General features: G+C 62.1%; 17 protein-coding genes. 8 read left to right on the forward strand and 9 right to left on the reverse strand.

The genetic code is table 11. From position 1 onward, the window contains the following. Nucleotides 1-3: 3 nt before the first annotated feature. Nucleotides 4-864, forward strand: coding sequence for a LysR substrate-binding domain-containing protein (locus ACO77H_RS11295; RefSeq protein ID WP_432755461.1), 861 nt, complete (start codon nucleotides 4-6; stop codon nucleotides 862-864). 154 nt (nucleotides 865-1,018) lie between these two features. Here ACO77H_RS11295 and ACO77H_RS11300 read toward each other — a convergent pair whose 3' ends face one another. From ACO77H_RS11300 to ACO77H_RS11315, 4 genes are all read right to left on the reverse strand, one after another. Further along, entirely contained in the window at nucleotides 1,019-1,534 is a 516-nt protein-coding gene (locus ACO77H_RS11300) for a flavin reductase family protein (protein ID WP_170043131.1), read from the reverse strand. An 8-nt stretch (nucleotides 1,535-1,542) separates the two neighbouring features. After that, the gene (locus tag ACO77H_RS11305; RefSeq protein WP_076962641.1) at nucleotides 1,543-2,571 is read right to left on the reverse strand and encodes a methionine synthase; all 1,029 of its coding nucleotides are present in this window, start codon (nucleotides 2,569-2,571) and stop codon (nucleotides 1,543-1,545) included. 26 nt (nucleotides 2,572-2,597) lie between these two features. After that, nucleotides 2,598-3,581, reverse strand: coding sequence for a DUF1852 domain-containing protein (locus ACO77H_RS11310; RefSeq protein ID WP_432755462.1), 984 nt, complete (start codon nucleotides 3,579-3,581; stop codon nucleotides 2,598-2,600). A gap of 276 nt (nucleotides 3,582-3,857) precedes the next feature. Then, nucleotides 3,858-4,736: a LysR substrate-binding domain-containing protein gene (locus ACO77H_RS11315; protein WP_432755463.1), complete on the reverse strand. Its 879-nt coding sequence runs from the start codon at nucleotides 4,734-4,736 to the stop codon at nucleotides 3,858-3,860. 266 nt (nucleotides 4,737-5,002) lie between these two features. Between ACO77H_RS11315 and ACO77H_RS11320 the strand changes: the two genes are divergently transcribed. Next, nucleotides 5,003-6,328: an MFS transporter gene (locus tag ACO77H_RS11320; RefSeq protein WP_170057941.1), complete on the forward strand. Its 1,326-nt coding sequence runs from the start codon at nucleotides 5,003-5,005 to the stop codon at nucleotides 6,326-6,328. A 118-nt stretch (nucleotides 6,329-6,446) separates the two neighbouring features. Next, nucleotides 6,447-7,154, forward strand: coding sequence for a YebC/PmpR family DNA-binding transcriptional regulator (locus ACO77H_RS11325; protein ID WP_057441529.1), 708 nt, complete (start codon nucleotides 6,447-6,449; stop codon nucleotides 7,152-7,154). Nucleotides 7,155-7,287: 133 nt separating this feature from the next. On the opposite strand, the gene ACO77H_RS11330 is transcribed toward ACO77H_RS11325, so the two are convergent. From ACO77H_RS11330 to ACO77H_RS11345, 4 genes are read right to left on the reverse strand one after another with little or no spacing between them, the layout of a single operon-like run. Next, complete coding sequence (locus ACO77H_RS11330; RefSeq protein WP_432755464.1) at nucleotides 7,288-8,592, reverse strand: leucine-rich repeat-containing protein kinase family protein; 1,305 nt, start codon at nucleotides 8,590-8,592, stop codon at nucleotides 7,288-7,290. Nucleotides 8,593-8,627: 35 nt separating this feature from the next. Continuing rightward, on the reverse strand, nucleotides 8,628-9,740 hold the full coding sequence (zapE, locus tag ACO77H_RS11335) for a cell division protein ZapE (protein WP_432755465.1): 1,113 nt from the start codon (nucleotides 9,738-9,740) through the stop codon (nucleotides 8,628-8,630). 12 nt (nucleotides 9,741-9,752) lie between these two features. After that, nucleotides 9,753-10,499: an anti-sigma factor family protein gene (locus ACO77H_RS11340; protein ID WP_169954385.1), complete on the reverse strand. Its 747-nt coding sequence runs from the start codon at nucleotides 10,497-10,499 to the stop codon at nucleotides 9,753-9,755. Further along, on the reverse strand, nucleotides 10,496-11,002 hold the full coding sequence (locus tag ACO77H_RS11345) for a sigma-70 family RNA polymerase sigma factor (protein WP_169954384.1): 507 nt from the start codon (nucleotides 11,000-11,002) through the stop codon (nucleotides 10,496-10,498). The genes ACO77H_RS11340 and ACO77H_RS11345 overlap by 4 nt, the downstream gene beginning before the upstream one ends. 205 nt (nucleotides 11,003-11,207) lie before the next feature. On the opposite strand from ACO77H_RS11345, the gene ACO77H_RS11350 reads away from it, so the two are divergent. From ACO77H_RS11350 to ACO77H_RS11365, 4 genes are all read left to right on the forward strand, one after another. Next, entirely contained in the window at nucleotides 11,208-12,815 is a 1,608-nt protein-coding gene (locus tag ACO77H_RS11350) for an amino acid adenylation domain-containing protein (RefSeq protein ID WP_432755466.1), read from the forward strand. Then, nucleotides 12,812-14,089: a hypothetical protein gene (locus ACO77H_RS11355; RefSeq protein WP_432755467.1), complete on the forward strand. Its 1,278-nt coding sequence runs from the start codon at nucleotides 12,812-12,814 to the stop codon at nucleotides 14,087-14,089. The genes ACO77H_RS11350 and ACO77H_RS11355 overlap by 4 nt, the downstream gene beginning before the upstream one ends. 101 nt (nucleotides 14,090-14,190) lie before the next feature. Then, nucleotides 14,191-15,273 (forward strand): catalase family peroxidase, encoded by a 1,083-nt coding sequence (locus ACO77H_RS11360; protein WP_432755468.1) that lies wholly within the window; start codon nucleotides 14,191-14,193, stop codon nucleotides 15,271-15,273. Beyond that, nucleotides 15,270-15,806, forward strand: coding sequence for a cytochrome b (locus ACO77H_RS11365; RefSeq protein ID WP_432755469.1), 537 nt, complete (start codon nucleotides 15,270-15,272; stop codon nucleotides 15,804-15,806). Before ACO77H_RS11360 ends, ACO77H_RS11365 begins: the two co-directional genes overlap by 4 nt. Here ACO77H_RS11365 and ACO77H_RS11370 read toward each other — a convergent pair. Next, complete coding sequence (locus tag ACO77H_RS11370) at nucleotides 15,704-16,969, reverse strand: MFS transporter (RefSeq protein ID WP_170058825.1); 1,266 nt, start codon at nucleotides 16,967-16,969, stop codon at nucleotides 15,704-15,706. The genes ACO77H_RS11365 and ACO77H_RS11370 overlap by 103 nt on opposite strands. A 97-nt stretch (nucleotides 16,970-17,066) precedes the next feature. On the opposite strand from ACO77H_RS11370, the gene ACO77H_RS11375 reads away from it, so the two are divergent. Next, a complete protein-coding gene (locus tag ACO77H_RS11375) occupies nucleotides 17,067-17,522 on the forward strand; it encodes a winged helix-turn-helix transcriptional regulator (protein WP_170043120.1) in 456 nt (151 codons plus the stop codon). Nucleotides 17,523-17,541: the final 19 nt, after the last annotated feature.

Raw genomic sequence — 17,541 nt, forward strand, 5'->3', positions numbered from 1 at the left:
GCTATGAATCTTTTCCAACTCCGTGCATTTGACGCGGTGGCCCGGGACGGCAGTTTTACCCGTGCCGCCGCGCGCCTGTTTATCAGCCAGCCAGCCGTGACCGGGCATATCAAGGCGCTGGAAGAGCACTACCAGATCACCCTGCTGCGGCGTACCGCGCGGCGCGTGGAGTTGACGGAGGAGGGCATCAAGCTGGCGGCCATCACCCGCAGCATCTTCGGCCTGGTGGATGAAGCGCAGACCCTGCTCGAAGCCAACCGCCAATTGCTCACCGGACGCCTGGAGGTGGCGGCGGATGGCCCGCATATGGTCATGCCGATGTTGGCAAAGCTGCGTGCCCGTTACCCGGGGATCACCGTCAACCTGCGCCTGGGCAATGCCCAGGAAACCCTGGCGGCGCTGCTGTCCGAGCATGCGGATGTGGCGGTGTTGACCGAAGTCGAGCCGCGCAAGGGCGTGCACCTGCAGCCGTTGAACGAGTCACGTATTTGCGCGTTGGTACCGGCTGGCCATCCGTGGCTGGCGGACCCGGCGGGTATTCGCCTGGAGCAGTTGGACCAGGTGATCATGGTGCTGCGCGAGCCCAGTTCCATCACCCGCCGCACTTTCGACGAGGCGTGTGCCAAGGCCGGCGTGCAGCCCAAGGTGTTGCTGGAACTCGATAGCCGCGAAGCGGTGGCGGAAGCGGTGGCCGCCGAATTGGGGGTGGGGGTGGTGTCCTCCATGGAAGTCAGCCGGGACCCGCGGGTGCATGCGATTGCGATCCGTGGCGATGGGCTGCTGAACCAGCACATGCTCGGCTGCATGGAACGACGCCGCGAGTTGCGCTTGATTCAGGCGTTTTTCGAGTTGGCCGCAAGCTGATTGGGACGTTGCACCCCGTTTGACCAGTCGTTTGCATTCGACTTCGAGTTGGCCCCGTACCCCTCTCGCAGGGCTGTAGGTGTCTAGTGTGCGTTAACGCAACATAACGCAGTGGCTTGTGGCCAGTGCGTTTACGCAGGAAAACCCTCGTCGCTCAAACTGCGCCATGCGCCGCCAGGTTGCGATACTGCCCTTTGAAATACAGCAATGGCTGTGCGGTGTCGGCCTTTTGCAGATCCATGGCTTTCACCTCACCAATCACTATCACGTGATCGCCTGCGACGTGCTCGGCGTGGATTTCACAGTCGAGCCAGTGCAGGCTGTCGGCAATGACGGGATTACCTAGCGGTGATTCCTGCCATTCGATTCCATGCCACTTATCCGTGCCTCGACGAGCGAACTGGTTGGAAATCCCAACCTGTTCACCGGACAGAATATTGACTGCGAATCGACCTGCCTCACGAATCTTCGGATAGCTGGCCGAGCTGCACATGACGCTGAACGAGACCAGTGGCGGGTTCATCGATACGCTATAAAACGACTGGCAAGTAAAGCCAATCGGCTCATCACCGGTGTGCGAAGTAATCACCGTGATACCGCAAGCGTAGTGCCCGAGCGCCTGACGAAAACTCAGGGGCTCGATGGAAGTAGCAGTGGTAGTGAGTGACATCGCGGTTCCTAGTTCGACAGCTCTTTTCGAATGATCTCTGCGCCTGCGCTCAACGCATTCAACTTGCCCCTTGCCACCTGGCGAGGCAACGGAGCCATGCCGCAGTTGGTGCAAGGATAGAGCTTGTCGGCATCTACGAACTGAAGTGCCTTGCGTAGGGTATTGGCGACTTCCTCGGGCGTCTCGATGGCATGGTTTGCCACATCAATGGCGCCCACCATCACTTTTTTACCCCGGATGAGCTCGATCAGATCCATCGGGACGTGAGAGTTGTGACATTCGAGCGAGACGATATCGATGCTGGATTTCTGCAACTTGGGGAACGCTTCTTCATACTGGCGCCACTCCGAACCCAGCGTTTTTTTCCAGTCGGTGTTGGCCTTGATGCCATAGCCATAGCAAATATGCACGGCGGTTTCGCATTTGAGCCCTTCGATTGCTCGCTCCAAGGTGGCCACACCCCAGTCATTCACCTCGTCAAAAAACACGTTGAATGCAGGCTCATCGAACTGGATGATATCTACCCCGGCAGCCTCAAGCTCTCTGGCCTCCTGATTGAGAATCTTCGCGAACTCCCAAGCCAGTTTTTCACGGCTTTTGTAGTGAGCATCGTAGAGGGTGTCAATCATCGTCATGGGGCCGGGCAGGGCCCATTTAATTGGCTGCTTCGTCTGCTGGCGCAAGAATTTGGCGTCTTCCACGAACACCGGCTTTTTCCGAGAAACGGCACCCACAACCGTCGGCACGCTGGCATCGTAGCGATCACGAATCCGGACGGTTTCACGATTCTCGAAATCGACCCCTTCGAGATGCTCGATGAAGGTCGTCACAAAATGCTGACGGGTCTGTTCGCCATCACTGACGATATCAATGCCGGCCAACTGCTGCTCCTGCAAGGCGAGGCGCAAAGCGTCCTGTTTACCTTCAACCAGTTCTTCATCCTGCAATTTCCAGGGCGACCAAAGCGTTTCAGGTTGTGCAAGCCAGGAAGGTTTAGGCAAGCTCCCAGCGGTCGAAGTAGGCAACAGCTTTTTCATTAAAGAAGACCTTGATTTGAAATTAATTAAAGCGCGCAGCTAACAGACCATTGATCAAGAATGACCTTATAGGGCTTGATGAATTGCTCTTCGGCAAACTTTCCCTGTTCAGTAGCCAGTCGGCTTCGCTCTTCTCGATCATAAATAATTCGAGTCAATGAATAGTCCTGATGCTTCAAACTAGGCTGGTAGAACTTTCCAGCTACGGAGTTTGCATTGTAAATCTCAGGGCGGTAGATTTTCTGGAACGTATCCATGGTGCTAATGGTGCCAATCAACTCAAGATCGGTGTAATCACCGAGCAAATTCCCTGAGAAGTAGAAAGCCAGTGGCGCGGCACTGTTCGGCGGCATGAAATAACGAACCTTCAAGCCCATTTTCCTGAAGTACTCATCTGTCAAAGAGTAGGCATCTTGCTGGTACTCAAAGCCCAACACAGGGTGCTGGTTCTCGGTTCGCAGGTATGTCCGGGTACTGGATATGCTCAGGCAGATGACCGGTGGCTTGTCGAAGTGCTCTTTGTAAGCGCTGGAGTTGACGAAGCACTTGAATAGTTTGCCGTGCAAATCGCCAAAGTCATGTGGGGTGCTGAATTGTGACTGGTTCTTGTTGTGCTCCAGCAGCCGCACACTGAAGTCATAGTCTCGTACGTAGGATGAGAAGTTATTTCCCACTATGCCACTGATGCGTTGATTGGTTTCTCGATCAACAATCGTGGTCTTCAAAATCTCAATCAAAGGAATAGCGTGGCCGCGACCTTCAGTATCAATTTTCATTTCAGCGGAGATAATGTCCAACTCGACCGTGTAACGATCACCCTTAGGATTGTCCCAGTGCGCCAACGCATTAAAGCGATTATCAATCATCTTCAACGTGTTGCGCAGATTCTCCTGACGACTCTCCCCCCTCGCCAGATTGGCAAAGTTGGTCGTGATGCGCGTAGTGTCTGAAGGAAAGTAATTCTCATCAAAACAAATGCTCTTGATAGCAAATGTGAATTCGTTGTTCATCGTGACCTGCACCCGTATTTTGGACAAACCTGAAATGGCGCCTGGCCTCTTTCAGATTTGATCAACATGCTGTTTCTTCACTCGACGGCTTGTAGATCGGCCAGCGTGAAGAGCTGCACGTATTTTAAGCAAGGAGGCTACATGAACAAAAACGAATTGATTTCAAAAGAGTATTAGTCACGCTCATGATGGCGTGCAGGCTCAGGAACGAGGTTGGGTCGAGTCTGGCCAGTCATCGAGAGCCTGTGCACGGGTCAACTCAATGCAATTACTCAGCTAATCTTCGCGCAGGCTTTCCCGGACAATCTTCAGGAAAGTCGCCACTACCCGCCGCGAACTCTGCTCCTTGAGGCACACCAGCGTTTCCTTCATGCGCTGGGTGCAGTCGCGGATGGGCATGGCATACACCCGTGAATCCGCGCCGAACTCCGACGCCGAGACCACCCCCACGCCAATCCCCACCACCACCGCCTCACGCGCGGCCTCGCGGCCTTCCACCTGGATCGCCGGGCGGATGCGCAGCCCGGCCTGGTGCATCTCGCGCTCCAGGGTCTGACGGGTCACCGAGCCGATTTCCCGCAGCACCAGGGGCGTGTCGTCCAGGTCCGCCAGGTCGATGGACTCGCGCCCGGCCCATGGGTGGTTACGTGCGACAAACGCCAGCATCGGGTCATCGCGCAGGGGGATCGAGAGCAGGCGCTCATCGTCGACATCGCGCCCCACCAGCGCCAGGTCAGCCTGATAGTTGTGCAGGCGATACAGCGCATCATCGGTGTTGCCGGTCTCGATCCTTACGGTGATCCCCGGATAGCGTTCGCAAAACCGCGCGATCTGCGGCAGCACATGCACCGGCGCGTCCACGGCCAGGGTCAGGCTGCCGGTCTGCAGGGCCTTGGAGTCTTGCAGCAGTTCCTCGGCTTCGGCGGCAATCACGAACAGGCGCTGGGTGATACTCAGCAGGCGCTCCCCCAGGTCGGTCAGGCGTACCGAACGCTTGTTGCGATGGAACAGCAGCACGCCAAAACGCTCTTCAAGCTTGCGCACCTGATCGGAAATGGCCGGCTGGGTGAGGAACAGCCGCTGCGCCGCCGCGGTAAAGCTGCCGTGGACGGCCACCGCATGGAAGGCTTTGAGTTGGGCATGGGAAACCGACATGGCACGACCTCTTACAAGCTGAGCTTATATTTGAAATACGATAAATCGATTTTACCTATTAGTCAGCCATTGCTTTGATAGCGCTCAGTCGCCGTAGGTTGAGTCCTACAACTTCGGCGATCATGGGCCCTTGCGTGCACCCTTGCAGGACTCATCTGACCAGTACCCAGCGCCCTGCGCCCCGGTACTGCAGTGCAAAACAATAAAAACACAGGCAATTGCTTCTCGATTCTGCCGGCACACTCACACCTGAGGTCAGAACCACCATGAATATCCCTATGGGTAGCATCAAGCGTTGGCGCATGCAGATTTTCGCCATCACCTGGCTGGCATATGCCGCCTTCTATTTCACCCGCAAAGCGTTTTCCGTGGCCAAGTTGGGGCTCGTCGACGACCCCAGTTTCCCGCTGGACAAGATGATGATGGCCAACCTAGATGGCCTGTACCTGGCGGCCTATGCCGTTGGCCAGTTCACCTGGGGCATGCTTGCCGACCGTTTCGGCCCACGGGTGGTGGTGTTGGGCGGGCTGGTGATTTCGGCGGCCGCCGCCCTGGTCATGGGTACGTTTGCCACTTTGCCGATCTTTGTCACCTGCATGTTGATCCAGGGGCTGGCGCAGTCCACCGGCTGGTCGGGGCTGTGCAAGAACCTTGGCAGTTTCTTCCCGGCGCAGCAGCGCGGGCGGGTGTTGGGGCTGTGGAGCTCGTGTTACGCGTTTGGCGGGCTGGTGGCATCGCCATTTGCCGGCTGGTGGGCCTACACCCTGATTGGCAGCTGGCACGCGGCATTTATCTCCAGTGCCGCGGTGGTGGCGGTGGTGGCGGTGCTGTTCTTTATCTTCCAGCGCAACACGCCACAGGACGTCGGCCTGCCGCAAGTGGAACCCGAGCCGGCAATGAGCGCTGAAGAGCAGGCAGCGGCGAAAAAAATCAGCATCCTTGAGCCGTTGCGCGAGATCTTGCGCAACCGCACGGTGCTGACCCTGGGCCTGGCGTACTTCCTGTTGAAACCGGCGCGCTACGCGATCCTGTTGTGGGGCCCGGTGATTGTCTATGAGCAGATGCCCTCGGTGGGCAAGGTCGGCGCAGCGATTGTGCCGACGGCGTTCGAGCTGGCGGGGTTGTTGGGGCCGATCATGATTGGCCTGGCGTCCGACAAACTGTTCGGCGCCCGGCGCATGCCGGCCTGTGTCCTCAGCCTGCTGGCGCTGACGGTGTCGCTGGCGCTGTTCATGGGGGCCTTGCATACCGGTAGCGTGCTGTTGGTGATGGCCTTGCTGTTTGTGATGGGCCTGACCCTGTACGGGCCGGACTCGATGATCAGCAGCACGGCGGCGATTGACTTCGGTACGGCCAAGGCGGGCGCCACGGCAGCGGGCTTCGTCAACGGCTGCGGTTCGGTGGGGGCGATCCTCGGTGGCCTGCTGCCGGGCTACTTCGACACGGTGACGGTGTTTATCGTGTTCGCCGGCGCCGCGTTGTTTTCGGCGCTGGTGCTGATGCCCTATTGGAACGCGCGGCCTGCGGTTCTGGCGCAAGTGGGTGACTTTGTGCCGGATCGTTCCGTCGCGATCAAACCCCTGCGCACCTGAGGCCCCTGCAACGCTGGCCGGTTTTTTGGTGGAACGATGGGTTCTTGCCCTATAAACTCTGCGGCCAAAGCGCCGGCCAGTAGACGTCTCGGCGCCACGGATATCAAGAGAGTGAGTCATGGGCGCACAGTGGAAGGTTAAACATAAAGAAGCGGCATCCAATGCCAAGGGCAAGATTTTCGGCAAGCTGGTGAAGGAAATCACCATTGCCGCCCGTAACGGTGCGGACACCGCGACCAACGCCCACCTGCGTCTGGTGGTCGAGCAGGCCAAGAAGGCCTCGATGCCCAAGGAAACCCTCGAGCGCGCGATCAAGAAAGGCGCGGGCCTGCTGGGCGAGACCGTGCAGTATCATCGCGTGACCTACGAAGGGTTTGCCCCGCACCAGGTGCCGTTGATCGTTGAGTGCGTGACCGACAACATCAACCGCACCGTAGCGGAAATCCGCGTGGCGTTCCGCAAGGGGCAACTGGGGGCTTCGGGCTCCGTGGCCTGGGACTTCAACCACGTAGGGCTGATCGAAGCCTCGCCGGATACCCCGGACGCCGACCCGGAAATGGCCGCCATCGAAGCCGGCGCCCAGGACTTTGAAGAAGGTGAAGAAGAGGGCACGACCCTGTTCATCACCGAGACCACCGACCTGGACGCGGTGCAGAAGGCTTTGCCGGAGCAGGGTTTTACCGTGTTGTCGGCCAAGTTGGGCTACCTTGCGAAAAACCCGGTCAGCGGCTTGAGCGATGAGCAGATGGCTGAAGTCGAAGCCTTCCTCGAAGGCCTGGACAACCATGACGACGTGCAGGATATGTTCGTCGGCCTGGCGGGCTAAACCCGGCCTGGAATTATGGGCGCAGACTTGTGTGGGAGCGGGCTTGCCCGCGATAGCGGTGTATCAGATGGCACATCAGCTGGCTGACCCACTGCTATCGCGGGCAAGCCCGCTCCCACATTTACAGGGCGTTTCAGAGTGAGGACAGCAGTGCCTCGATCTCTTCGAACGCCGGACGCGCCAGCACCTGCGTCTGGCAGCAACTGTCACCCAGTGTCTCCAGCGTCTGGCGCAGTGCATCACTCAAACCCGCGTCAATCCGCTCCAGCAACTCCCCCAGCAACACCCCGAACGCCCGCACTTCAATGCGCTGCAACGCCCTGGTTTCCAGGGTGTCGGCCGTGGCATGGAACGACGCGGCGCCAAAGTCCCCAAGCAAACAAGCACCCTGGGCATTGCACAAAATATTGTGGCCATACAGGTCGCCATGGGTGATGCCGTGCCGGTGCAGGTGCGCGGCCACGGAGGCGATGCCGCGTGCCATGCGCAACGCTACCTCCACGCTGAAGCGGGTGGTGGGGTCGTAGATGTCCCGGGTGCAGGACGCCAGGCTGGGCAGGCCGGCGAGGTTGCGGTAGCTCGGATCGATCAGGTCCATCACCAGCGCGGCCTGGTCATCGGGGTGGCCGACCACGCGGCCTTGCACCTTGATCAGGTTCGGGTGCAGCCCGGCGGCAATGCAGGCCTGCATTTCGTGCAGCGGCGAGCCGTCGCTGGTGATGGTGCCCTTGTAGAGTTTGACCGCGACTGGCTCGTTCGACGGTTTGCGCAGGGCCTTGCGAATCACCCCCGAGGCGCCTTCGCCCAGCACCTGGCCCAGTTCCAGTTCGGCCCAGGGAATGTTCGGCGTCGCGTCATCAGTTGCCACGTCCACCGCGCTTTCCACCGGGTTGCCGGCATAGGCCAGCCAGGTCAGGCGCGGCAGTGTCAGCAGCCAGTGGGGTAACTGAGTCAGGCGGTTGGAAGCGATGCGCAGCAGTTCGAGGTTATGGCACTGGGCCAGGCTCGCGGGCAGTTGCTCCAGGCGGTTGCCGGCCAGCATGAGTTTTTGCAGCAGTGGCCGCTCACCGAGTGCGTCCGGCAACTGGCGGATGCGGTTATCGGTGAGGATCAGCCAGCGTAACTGCGGTGGCAGCGCGGCGGCGGGCACCTGCTCGATCTGGTTGGCCTTGAAGCCGACCATGCTCAACTGCGGGCACAGGCCCAGGCACGAGGGCAGCTCGGTAAAGGCGTTGTCCGAACAAAACAGCACGCGCAGGTGGGGCAGGCGATGCAGGTCGTCCGGCAGGCTGCGCAGGGCATTGCCGCTCAGGTTGAGAATTTCCAGGGAGTCGGCCAGGTCGAAGATTTCCCGGGGGAACTGCGTCAGGCCGCAGGACAGGTCCAGGCGCTTGATGCCAGCCAGTTGGCCGGCCTTGAGTTGGGCAAGGGTATCCATGAACAGCTTAGGTCACTCGACAAGGTCAAAGGCGCTCATGATAGCGACTTGAGCGCCAGCGGGCTGACTTGTTGCAACTGCCCCAGGCGGCTGCGGGTACGCGCCAGGTCAATTGCCTGGCCTTGCAGGGCGTCGTCCAGTGGCTGTTGGCCCAGCAGGGTCAGGTGCTTGTCCTGGTCGTACAGCACGTCGATCAGGTTGATAAAGCGCTGTTGCACGGCAATCGGGCAATCGCCGAGCAGCGGCAGGTCGTCGATGATCCAGTGGTCGAAATCCTCGCACAGCAACAGGTAGTCCATCACGGCGGTGGGCTGTTCGCACAGGTCGTTGAAGGTCAAGGCCAGGCTGCGCGCCTGGTGCCAGCGCACTTGCAGTTGCCGCGAGCCGACCGCCAGCGCCAGGGGCGGGCCAGCGGTGGCGGGCAGCGCCAGTTCGCGGCGCTGGGCCGGGGTGCCGGGCCACACGTATTGGCCGTGGGTGAAACGCTGCTGCTGGTGGTTCTGCGCCAGGCCCCGGTAGTCCTGGGGCGCGCTGACTTGCATGACGTCCATGTGCGCGCCGATCAAGTCGATCACCGGTTTGAAACGCTGGTGATACAGCGGGTTGGGCAGCAAGCCCTGGGGCGGGTAATTGGAGGTGACCAGTACCAGGATGCCCCGTTGGAACAGGGCCTTGAACAGACGAGTGATCAACATCGCATCGCCAATGTCATGCACATGGAATTCGTCGAAACACAGCACCCGGCAGCCGTCGAGCAACTGGTCCAGGGTGACGCCCAGGGCATCGGCCTGTTGGCGGTGGGCAAACATGCCACGGTGCAGGCGGGCGAAAAAGTCGTGGAAATGCACCCGCTGCTTGTCAGGCAATGGCAGGGCCTGGAAAAACCCGTCCAGCAGCCAGCTTTTGCCCCGGCCGACGGCGCCGTGCAGGTACAGGCTGCGGGTCGGGCGCCGGTCCAGCAGGTACGAGGTCTGCCGGGCCATGGCGTCGATCACCTGTAATTGGCTGGGGCTGAGGGTGTAGCCCTGTTGCCGGGCCTTGTCCGCGAAGAACCGCTGAATGGCTGGCGCGCTGTCACTGGCGGTTGTTTTGCCGAACAGGCGTCTGAGCAAGGGCAGGCGACGCGGGCGGCTCTCTCGAAAAGGCATGGCGGTGGCGTCCTAGAACCGAGTGGTCTGCTTGAGCAATGGGGTGGTCGGCTCGTCCTCTTGGCTGACCATCGCATAGTTGTAGCCGGGGCTGGACCAGTACTCGGCCTGGAGCCCCTCGGCGCTGCGGCTGCCCCTTGGCAGCAGGGTGTTCTGCGGGCCCGGCGGGCGAATGTAGAAACTGATGCGCCGGCCTTGTGGGTTCTCGTAGAGCACCATCGCCGCCGCGCCCTGGTCGGTGCTGAGCAGGCGCGCGCTGACTGGGCTGAAGCCGGCCTGGCTGAGGTCTGGCAGGCGATGGGCCTGGGCGAAGTAGCGGTCGAGCCAGGCTTGCATATCGCCATTGCCCTGCACCTGGTAGTCGGCGGGCATGATCGGGTTCTGGGCAAACAGGCGATAGGCCTGCATGGCGTCGGTCATCGGCAGGCTGCTGGCGAGCAGGGTGGCCTGCCGCGCTTGCCAGCCACCCAGGCCGCCCAGACCGATGGCGACCAGCAACATGGCGGCAGTGGCCAGGTGGCGGCGCGACTGGCGCTTGAGGCGCTGGCGAAGCAGCGCCGGATCCAGCTCGGGGTTGACCGCTGGCGGCGCACCGATGGCCGCGCGCAGGTGCTGGGCATCCTGTTGCCAGGCGTGGACCTGGGCCGCGACCTCGGGGTGGGCGGCGAGCCAGATCTGCAATTGGCGGCGATCCGGCTCGCTGAGTTGGTGATCGACGTACGCGTGCAGGTCGCGTTCATTGGGGGGCAGGCTGATCATTTGAGTATCCGCAGGGTAGGGCGGGTGATATCGCCGTCGCTGAGCTGGCGCAAGGCCTGGCGGGCGCGGGACAGGCGTGACATCACGGTGCCAATGGGCACGTCGAGGATATGGGCGACTTCCTTGTAGCTCAAGCCTTCCACCGAGACCCATAGCAGCAGGGCGCGTTGCTCGCTGCTCAACTGGTCGAAGGCCTGCAGGGTCGATTGCGCGATCACCGTGCGTTCGACTGACGGTTGCGCGTCATCGCGGCCGGTAAAGAACTCCAGCATCCGCGCATAGCGCCGCGAACGCCGGTGCGCGTCGAGGAACTGCCGGTAGAGGATCGAAAACAGCCAGGCGCGCAAATCCCCGTCGACGCGCTTGTGGCGCCAGCTGACGATGGCGCGCTCCAGGCTGGCCTGCACCAGGTCGTCGGCGCTGCTGGGGTTGCGCGTCAGGGACAGGGCAAAGCGCCGCAGCCTGGGGAGGAGTTCACGCAACTGGTCGTCGAGCTCGTGCATGGAGGGCCTGCGTGTCGTGGGCGGTGTTGAGGAAGACGCCTAGGGGCAAAGGTTATTCCATCTGTGGGAAAAATAAGCGCTGTAGATAGCCTTGGTCTCTATCGTTTGTAAGCTCCCGTAGCCCTGTAATGTCGTGAATCGTCCTCAGTCCAGCCCCCTGCCTGCCCGAACAGTGTGAGGCAGGGGCCAGTTGAGGAGTTGACCCATGATATCGACGACAGCAGCGGATAGCGGTTTTGCTTGCACCAAGGCACTGGGCCATTTGCCCATCATCCAACGTCATACCCTTCAAACCTGGGGCTGCGGGCCGGCGCGGGCGCTGCCGTACGCGTGTATCCACCAGGCATTCGAGGCGCACGCTGCGGCAACCCCCCATGGGATCGCCGCGCTCTGCTCGGGCCAGAGCATCAGCTATGAGCAGTTGAACCGCCAGGCCGATCGGCTGGCCCGGCACCTGCTCGCGCAGGGGGTGATGGCGGGCGATACGGTGGCGCTGTTTGTCGAGCGGTCGATCCCCATGCTGGTGGGGATGCTCGCGGTGTTGAAGATCGGCGCGGCCTATGTGCCGCAGGATGCCAGGATCACTCCGCCGGCGCAGTTGGCGATGATCCTTGAGGCGCTGTCGAGTGCAGTGGTGCTGACCTTGTCGGGGTTCAAGGACCAATTGCCGCTGGCAGCGGGGCATTTGTGCGTGTGCCTGGACGAGTTCCTGGCGCAACAGCCGTGGGTGGCGCAGGCCTGCGAGCTGAACGTCGCCGCGCCAGACCCCGCCAGCCTGTGTTTTGTGCTGTTCACCTCCGGCACCACAGGGCGGCCCAATGGGGTGCGGGTGACGCACCGCAATGTGTGCAACATCCTGCTGACGGCACCGGGCAACCTGGGCATCAAGCCGGGCATGAGGGTTGGGCAAATCCTCAATATCGCGTTTGACATGGCCGCCTGGGAAATTCTCGGCTGCCTGGCCCACGGGGCGACGTTGTATATCCGTCAGCAAGATATCGGCGAAACGGCCCGCCATTGCCAAGTGCTGATCGCCACCCCGTCGATTCTCGCCACCCTGGATCCGCGACAGTGCGCCACGCTTGAGGTGGTCGCAGTGGCGGGCGAGCCATGCCCGCAGGCCCTGGCGGATCGCTGGGCGGCCCATTGCACGTTCTATAACGGTTGCGGACCCACGGAAACCACCATCGTCAACACCTTGCACCGGCACGTACCGGGGGCGCCGTTGACCATCGGCCAACCGACGCCCAACAACACCGTGTATGTGCTGGATGAACACGGCCAGGCCTGCACGCCGGGGGAAGTGGGCGAGATGTGGGCCGGGGGCGACGGGGTGACGGCGGGCTATCTGCATGACCCGTTGTTGACTGCGCAGCGTTATCGGCCTGATCCGTTCCTGGGGGCGGGGCGGATGATGTTCCGTACCCGCGACCTGGGGCGCTGGACGCACGATGGGGCCCTAGAGCATCTGGGGCGGGTCGACGATCAGGTCAAGGTGCGCGGTTTTCGCGTGGAGTTGGACGCGCTGGCCAGCACGCTGGAGGCCAGTGGCTCCTGTAGCCGGGCGGTGGCGTTGAAGTTCGACAGTCAGCACCTGGTGGCATTCGTCACACCGGCCACGGCGGACATTGCGGCAGCCAGGCAGTTCTGCGCGCAGCGGCTGGCCTACTACTGTGTGCCGGCGGTGATTTTTGCCTTGGAGCACTTGCCCCTGACGGCACGCGGCAAGATCGACAAGACCCTGCTGCGGCAATGGGCCTGTGACAGCGAGGAGGGTCGCCAACTCGCCCTCAAAGCAGGGGGCCGAGCATGATTGAGCGGTGGATGGCGACGGTAGTGCCCGCCCTGCCTGGCGGGTGGCGGCGGTGGCGTGGCTTGCCGATATTTTCCCATTACAACCGGCTGGTGGCGTTGGTGCTGCTGGGCAACGGGTGGTTTGCACTGTCTGGCTTGAAGCTGCCCGTGATCGACGCGCAGCAAGTGTCGATGCTGGTGATGATCAACCTGTCCCTGGCGATCCTGGTGCGCCAGCAGTACGTGATCAACGGGCTGTTTTGGCTGGCCACGCGCATCCCGCTGAGCTGGCCGCTGTACCTGCGTCGCCATGCTGCCAAGGTCTATCACCTGGGCGGGCTGCACAGCGGCGGTGCGCTGGCGGCGACGCTGTGGTTCGCGCTGTTGGTCGCCAGCCAGGGCTGGCGTTACCTGCAACAGCCGCAGAGTGTTTCTGCGCCGTGGTTGTTGGTCAGTGCGGCGCTGTTGGGAGTGTTGCTGTTGATGGTGGTCATGGCGCAGCCGGGGATTCGCAGGCGTTTTCACAATGGCTTTGAGCGCGTGCACCGCTTTGCGGGGTGGGCGGCCTTGCTGTTGTTCTGGGTGCAGGCACTGCTGGCCGAGGCTCATCCGGTTGCATTCGGGATGCTGTTGGTGCTGACCTTGAGCATTGCCCTGCCTTGGTTGCGCTTGCGCAAAGTGGCAGTCAGTCATCAGCGGCCTTGCGCTCATGCGGTGATCACCACATTGCGCCACACCACGCCCTTTGCCGGCTCGTCGACGGCGATCAGCCTGCAGCCCCTGCTGGAGTGGCATTCGTTTGCCAATATCCCGACCCCGGGCCAGCCGGGCTTTCGCCTGATTATTTCCAGGGCCGGGGACTGGACGGGGCGTTTTATCGAGCACATGCCAGCCCATGTCTGGGTCAAGGGCATTACCACGGCAGGCGTGGCGAATATCGAGACGTTGTTCAAGTCGGTGGTGTATATCGCCACCGGCAGCGGGATTGGCCCGGTGATGCCGCACTTGCTGGCCGGGCAGGTGCCGATCCAGTTGGTGTGGTCCACCCGCAGCCCGGCAAAGACCTATGGTGAAGAGCTGGTCGCCGAGATCCTGCGGGCGCAACCGCACGCAGTGATTTGGGACACCGACGTGCGCGGCAAGCCAGACCTGGTGCAGTTGGCGTACGCGGCGGTGCAGGATTTTGGTGCCGAAGCGGTGATCTGTATCGCCAACCAGGCGTTGACGCGCCGGGTGGTGGCGCAAATGGAGGCGCGGGGGATCCCGGCCTATGGCGCGATCTGGGACTCCTGAATCACCCGCTGCGAAAAAGCCTACGGCCTTGGTGGAATAAGCCTGCGTGAGCGGCGTCTCATTGCACCTTCCACCTGTGGCCGTTGGCCTCGGAGCACTTCATGCCAGATCATCCATCGCCACCCCGCACGCCGTTGGGGCGCGCCAGCCTGGTGCTGCGCCTGGCCGCTATCGGCGTGGTCGTCGGCGTCGTTGCCGGGGCCTTTGCCTACGTCAACGGTACCCTCGACCCACAGCGGTTGCGCCCCAAGACCCTGGTCAATGCCCTGGAAACCAACAACGGCCTGCACCCTGGCTACCGGCGCAACCATGCCAAGGGCGTATGCGTGGCGGGTTATTTCGAGAGCAGCCCTGCGGCGCGTGCCTATTCCAGCGCGCAGGTATTCAGTGAAGCGCGCACCCCGGTGATCGGGCGTTTCGCCCTACCCAGCGGCAACCCCTATGCCCCGGACAGCAGCGTGCCGATCCGCAGCCTGGCGGTGCAGTTCAACCAGGCCAACGGCCAGCAATGGCGCAGCGGGATGAATAGCATGCCGGTGTTCCCGGTGGGCACCCCCGAGGCCTTCTACCAGATGCTCAAGGCGGGGGCTGCGGACCCTGCGACCGGCAAGCCCAACCCGGCCAGTCTGCCGGCGTTTTTTGCCAGTCATCCCGAGACCGCGCCGTTCCTGGCCTGGGTCAAGACCGCCAGGCCTTCGGCCAGCTATGCCAGTGAAACTTACAACGGCATCAATGCGTTTTACCTGGTCAGCGCCAACGGGCAGCGCCAGGCCGTGCGCTGGGGCGTGGTGCCGATGAGCCAGGACGCCAGTGGCGCCGTTGCGCCAGGAGGGGCGGATTTTCTCCAGGCCGACCTGGAGCAGCGGTTGGCGGCCGGACCCTTGCGCTGGCAATTGCAGATCACCCTGGCCAACCCCGCGGACCCGGTGGATGACGCCAGCAAGGCCTGGGCCGGCGCGCACACGGTGCTGAACGCCGGCACCCTGGTGTTCGAACGCAGCCAGCCACAGCTGGACGGCGATTGCCGCGATATCAACTTTGACCCGCTGATCCTGCCCAGCGGTATCGAAGCGTCCAATGACCCGCTGCTGGCGGCACGTTCCGCTGCCTATGCCAGTTCATACCTGCGCCGTACCGGTGAAGTCAGCCAGTTGCCCAACCCCCCTCAGGAGTCCCGGCCATGAATGCCCAACCGCGGTTTTTCGCCCCGCTGGCGCGCCTGCTGCACTGGCTGATGGCGCTGATGGTCATCGCCATGCTGTTTATCGGTGCTGGCATGGTGGCTTCGGTGTCCCAGCGCCATGAATGGTTGTTGCACCTGCACAAGCCGTTGGGCATTGCGATTCTGCTGTTGGTGATCGTGCGCCTGGCGGTGCGTTTTTCTACCCGTCAGCCAGCGTTGCCTGCCGATTTACCGGCGTGGCAGGTGTTGGCGGCCAAGGCGTCGCATCTGCTGCTGTACGGCTTGATGCTGGTGCTGCCGCTACTGGGCTGGGCGATGATTTCGGCGGCGGGTGACCCGGTAATGCTGTCCAGCGCGCTGCAGTTGCCTTCGTGGGTGCCGGCCAACGCGCAGTTGTTCGCGGTGCTGCGCAAGGCCCATGGGTATCTCGCTTATTTGCTGTTCCTCACGGTGCTGCTGCATTTGGCGGCGGCGTTGTTCCATGGTTGGGTTCGCCGGGATGGCGTGCTGCAAAGCATGCTCGGCAAGGACTGAGGCCCCAGGGTCGCCCGCCAGTACACCAGCGCCAGCAGGTTGATGGCGGCGCCCAAGGCACACACGCCGAGCCAGCCGGCCCAGGCGTACATCAGGGTCGCGCCGAGCGAGCCCAGGGCGCTGCCCGCCGAGTAGAACAGCATGTAGCCGGCTGCCAGGCGGCTTTGGGCTTCGGGGCGTACGCTGTAGATCAGGCTTTGGCTGGTGACATGCACGGCTTGCAGGCCGAGGTCGAAGGTAATCACCCCAAGCAGCAGCGCCCACAACGAAGACTGGGTCAAGGCGATGGCCAGCCATGACAGCAGCATCAGCACCAGGGCCGCGCCGCTGGTCCACTGGGCGAGGCCGCGGTCTGCCAGGCGCCCGGCATGGGCCGCGCCCAATGCGCCGGCGGCACCGGCGAGGCCGAACAGGCCGATCTGGGTGTGGGACAACGACAGGGGTGGGGCGCTCAAGGGCAGCACCAGCGGGGTCCAGAGCACGGTACCCGCGGCAAAAATCAGAAACGCCAGCACTGCGCGGTCGCGTAGTACTTTTTCCTCACGCAACAGGCTGAACACTGAAACCAGCAACTGGCGATAGGAGCCTGACGCCCGAGGCTGCTCGGTGGTGGGCAAGACACGCCAGAGCAGCAGTGCCATCAACAGGGTCAAGCCCGCCGACAGCAGATACACCGAACGCCAGCCGGCCAGGTCCGCCATGATCCCGGACACCGTGCGCGCCAGCAGCAGGCCAACCACGATGCCACTGGTCACCAGGCCCACCACATGCCCCCGTTGCTCGGGCCGCGCCAGGTTGGCGGCGTAGGCCACCAACACCTGGGCCACCACGGCGAGCAGGCCCGTCAGCAGCAGGCCGGCCAGAAACCCGACGAGGCTGTTGGAGAGGCCGACCAGCAACACCGCACCGGTGGACAGCAGTAACTGCCCGACGATCAAATGCCGGCGATTGAGCAGATCGCCCAGCGGCACCAGCAGTAACAGGCCAACGCCATAGCCAACCTGGGTCAGGCTGATCACGATGCCGACGGTGGCGGGGTCCATGGCGAACGTCATGGCCATGGCATCGAGCAGGGGTTGGGCGTAATAGACATTCGCCACCGACAGGCCACAGGCAATGGCAAACAGCAGCACCACGGCGGCGCTTAACGATGATGGGGGCATGCTCAATTCTCAATGTGGTTGCTAAATGAAACTGGTTGTACGGTAGGTATTGCGGTTTTATATTGCAACTACATTTTTTGTCAGGCAGGCGTTACCCATGGTCAGACTCACCCGCTTTGAAACTGCCGAATGCCCGGTGGCGCGCTCACTGGAGGCGATTGGCGATGGTTGGGCGCTGCTGATCATTCGCGATGCATTCGATGGCATCCGCCGCTTTGGCGAGTTCCAGCGCAGCCTGGGCATGGCCAAGAACATACTGGCCACGCGCTTGCGCAGCCTGGTCGGTCACGGAATTTTCGAGATTGTCCCGGCCTCGGATGGCAGCGCTTATCAGGAGTACGTGTTGACGGAAAAGGGCAGGGGGCTGTTTGCGGTGATCATTGGGTTGCGGCAATGGGGCGAGGGGTTTTTCTACGCCGAAGGCGAGGCCCATTCGGTGCTGTTGGACCGTGAGCACGGTCAGCCGCTGCAGGCTTTGCAGGTGCATGCGGCGGATGGCCGGGTGCTCGGACCGCAGGACTGCCTGCGGGTGGCGGCGCAGTCCGAGGCTTAGGGTTAACTTATTGGGGCAG

The sequence above is a fragment of the Pseudomonas sp. WMBT8 genome (assembly GCF_050916005.1).
Lineage (GTDB): Bacteria > Pseudomonadota > Gammaproteobacteria > Pseudomonadales > Pseudomonadaceae > Aquipseudomonas.

Bases quoted from the DNA above. Each gene is read 5' to 3' on its own strand.
- ACO77H_RS11295 (WP_432755461.1), top strand. From the start codon at position 4: ATGAATCTTTTCCAACTCCGTGCATTTGACGCGGTGGCCCGGGACGGC.
- ACO77H_RS11300 (WP_170043131.1), bottom strand. From the start codon at position 1,534: ATGTCACTCACTACCACTGCTACTTCCATCGAGCCCCTGAGTTTTCGT.
- ACO77H_RS11305 (WP_076962641.1), bottom strand. From the start codon at position 2,571: ATGAAAAAGCTGTTGCCTACTTCGACCGCTGGGAGCTTGCCTAAACCT.
- ACO77H_RS11310 (WP_432755462.1), bottom strand. From the start codon at position 3,581: ATGAACAACGAATTCACATTTGCTATCAAGAGCATTTGTTTTGATGAG.
- ACO77H_RS11315 (WP_432755463.1), bottom strand. From the start codon at position 4,736: ATGTCGGTTTCCCATGCCCAACTCAAAGCCTTCCATGCGGTGGCCGTC.
- ACO77H_RS11320 (WP_170057941.1), top strand. From the start codon at position 5,003: ATGAATATCCCTATGGGTAGCATCAAGCGTTGGCGCATGCAGATTTTC.
- ACO77H_RS11325 (WP_057441529.1), top strand. From the start codon at position 6,447: ATGGGCGCACAGTGGAAGGTTAAACATAAAGAAGCGGCATCCAATGCC.
- ACO77H_RS11330 (WP_432755464.1), bottom strand. From the start codon at position 8,592: ATGGATACCCTTGCCCAACTCAAGGCCGGCCAACTGGCTGGCATCAAG.
- zapE (WP_432755465.1), bottom strand. From the start codon at position 9,740: ATGCCTTTTCGAGAGAGCCGCCCGCGTCGCCTGCCCTTGCTCAGACGC.
- ACO77H_RS11340 (WP_169954385.1), bottom strand. From the start codon at position 10,499: ATGATCAGCCTGCCCCCCAATGAACGCGACCTGCACGCGTACGTCGAT.
- ACO77H_RS11345 (WP_169954384.1), bottom strand. From the start codon at position 11,002: ATGCACGAGCTCGACGACCAGTTGCGTGAACTCCTCCCCAGGCTGCGG.
- ACO77H_RS11350 (WP_432755466.1), top strand. From the start codon at position 11,208: ATGATATCGACGACAGCAGCGGATAGCGGTTTTGCTTGCACCAAGGCA.
- ACO77H_RS11355 (WP_432755467.1), top strand. From the start codon at position 12,812: ATGATTGAGCGGTGGATGGCGACGGTAGTGCCCGCCCTGCCTGGCGGG.
- ACO77H_RS11360 (WP_432755468.1), top strand. From the start codon at position 14,191: ATGCCAGATCATCCATCGCCACCCCGCACGCCGTTGGGGCGCGCCAGC.
- ACO77H_RS11365 (WP_432755469.1), top strand. From the start codon at position 15,270: ATGAATGCCCAACCGCGGTTTTTCGCCCCGCTGGCGCGCCTGCTGCAC.
- ACO77H_RS11370 (WP_170058825.1), bottom strand. From the start codon at position 16,969: ATGCCCCCATCATCGTTAAGCGCCGCCGTGGTGCTGCTGTTTGCCATT.
- ACO77H_RS11375 (WP_170043120.1), top strand. From the start codon at position 17,067: ATGGTCAGACTCACCCGCTTTGAAACTGCCGAATGCCCGGTGGCGCGC.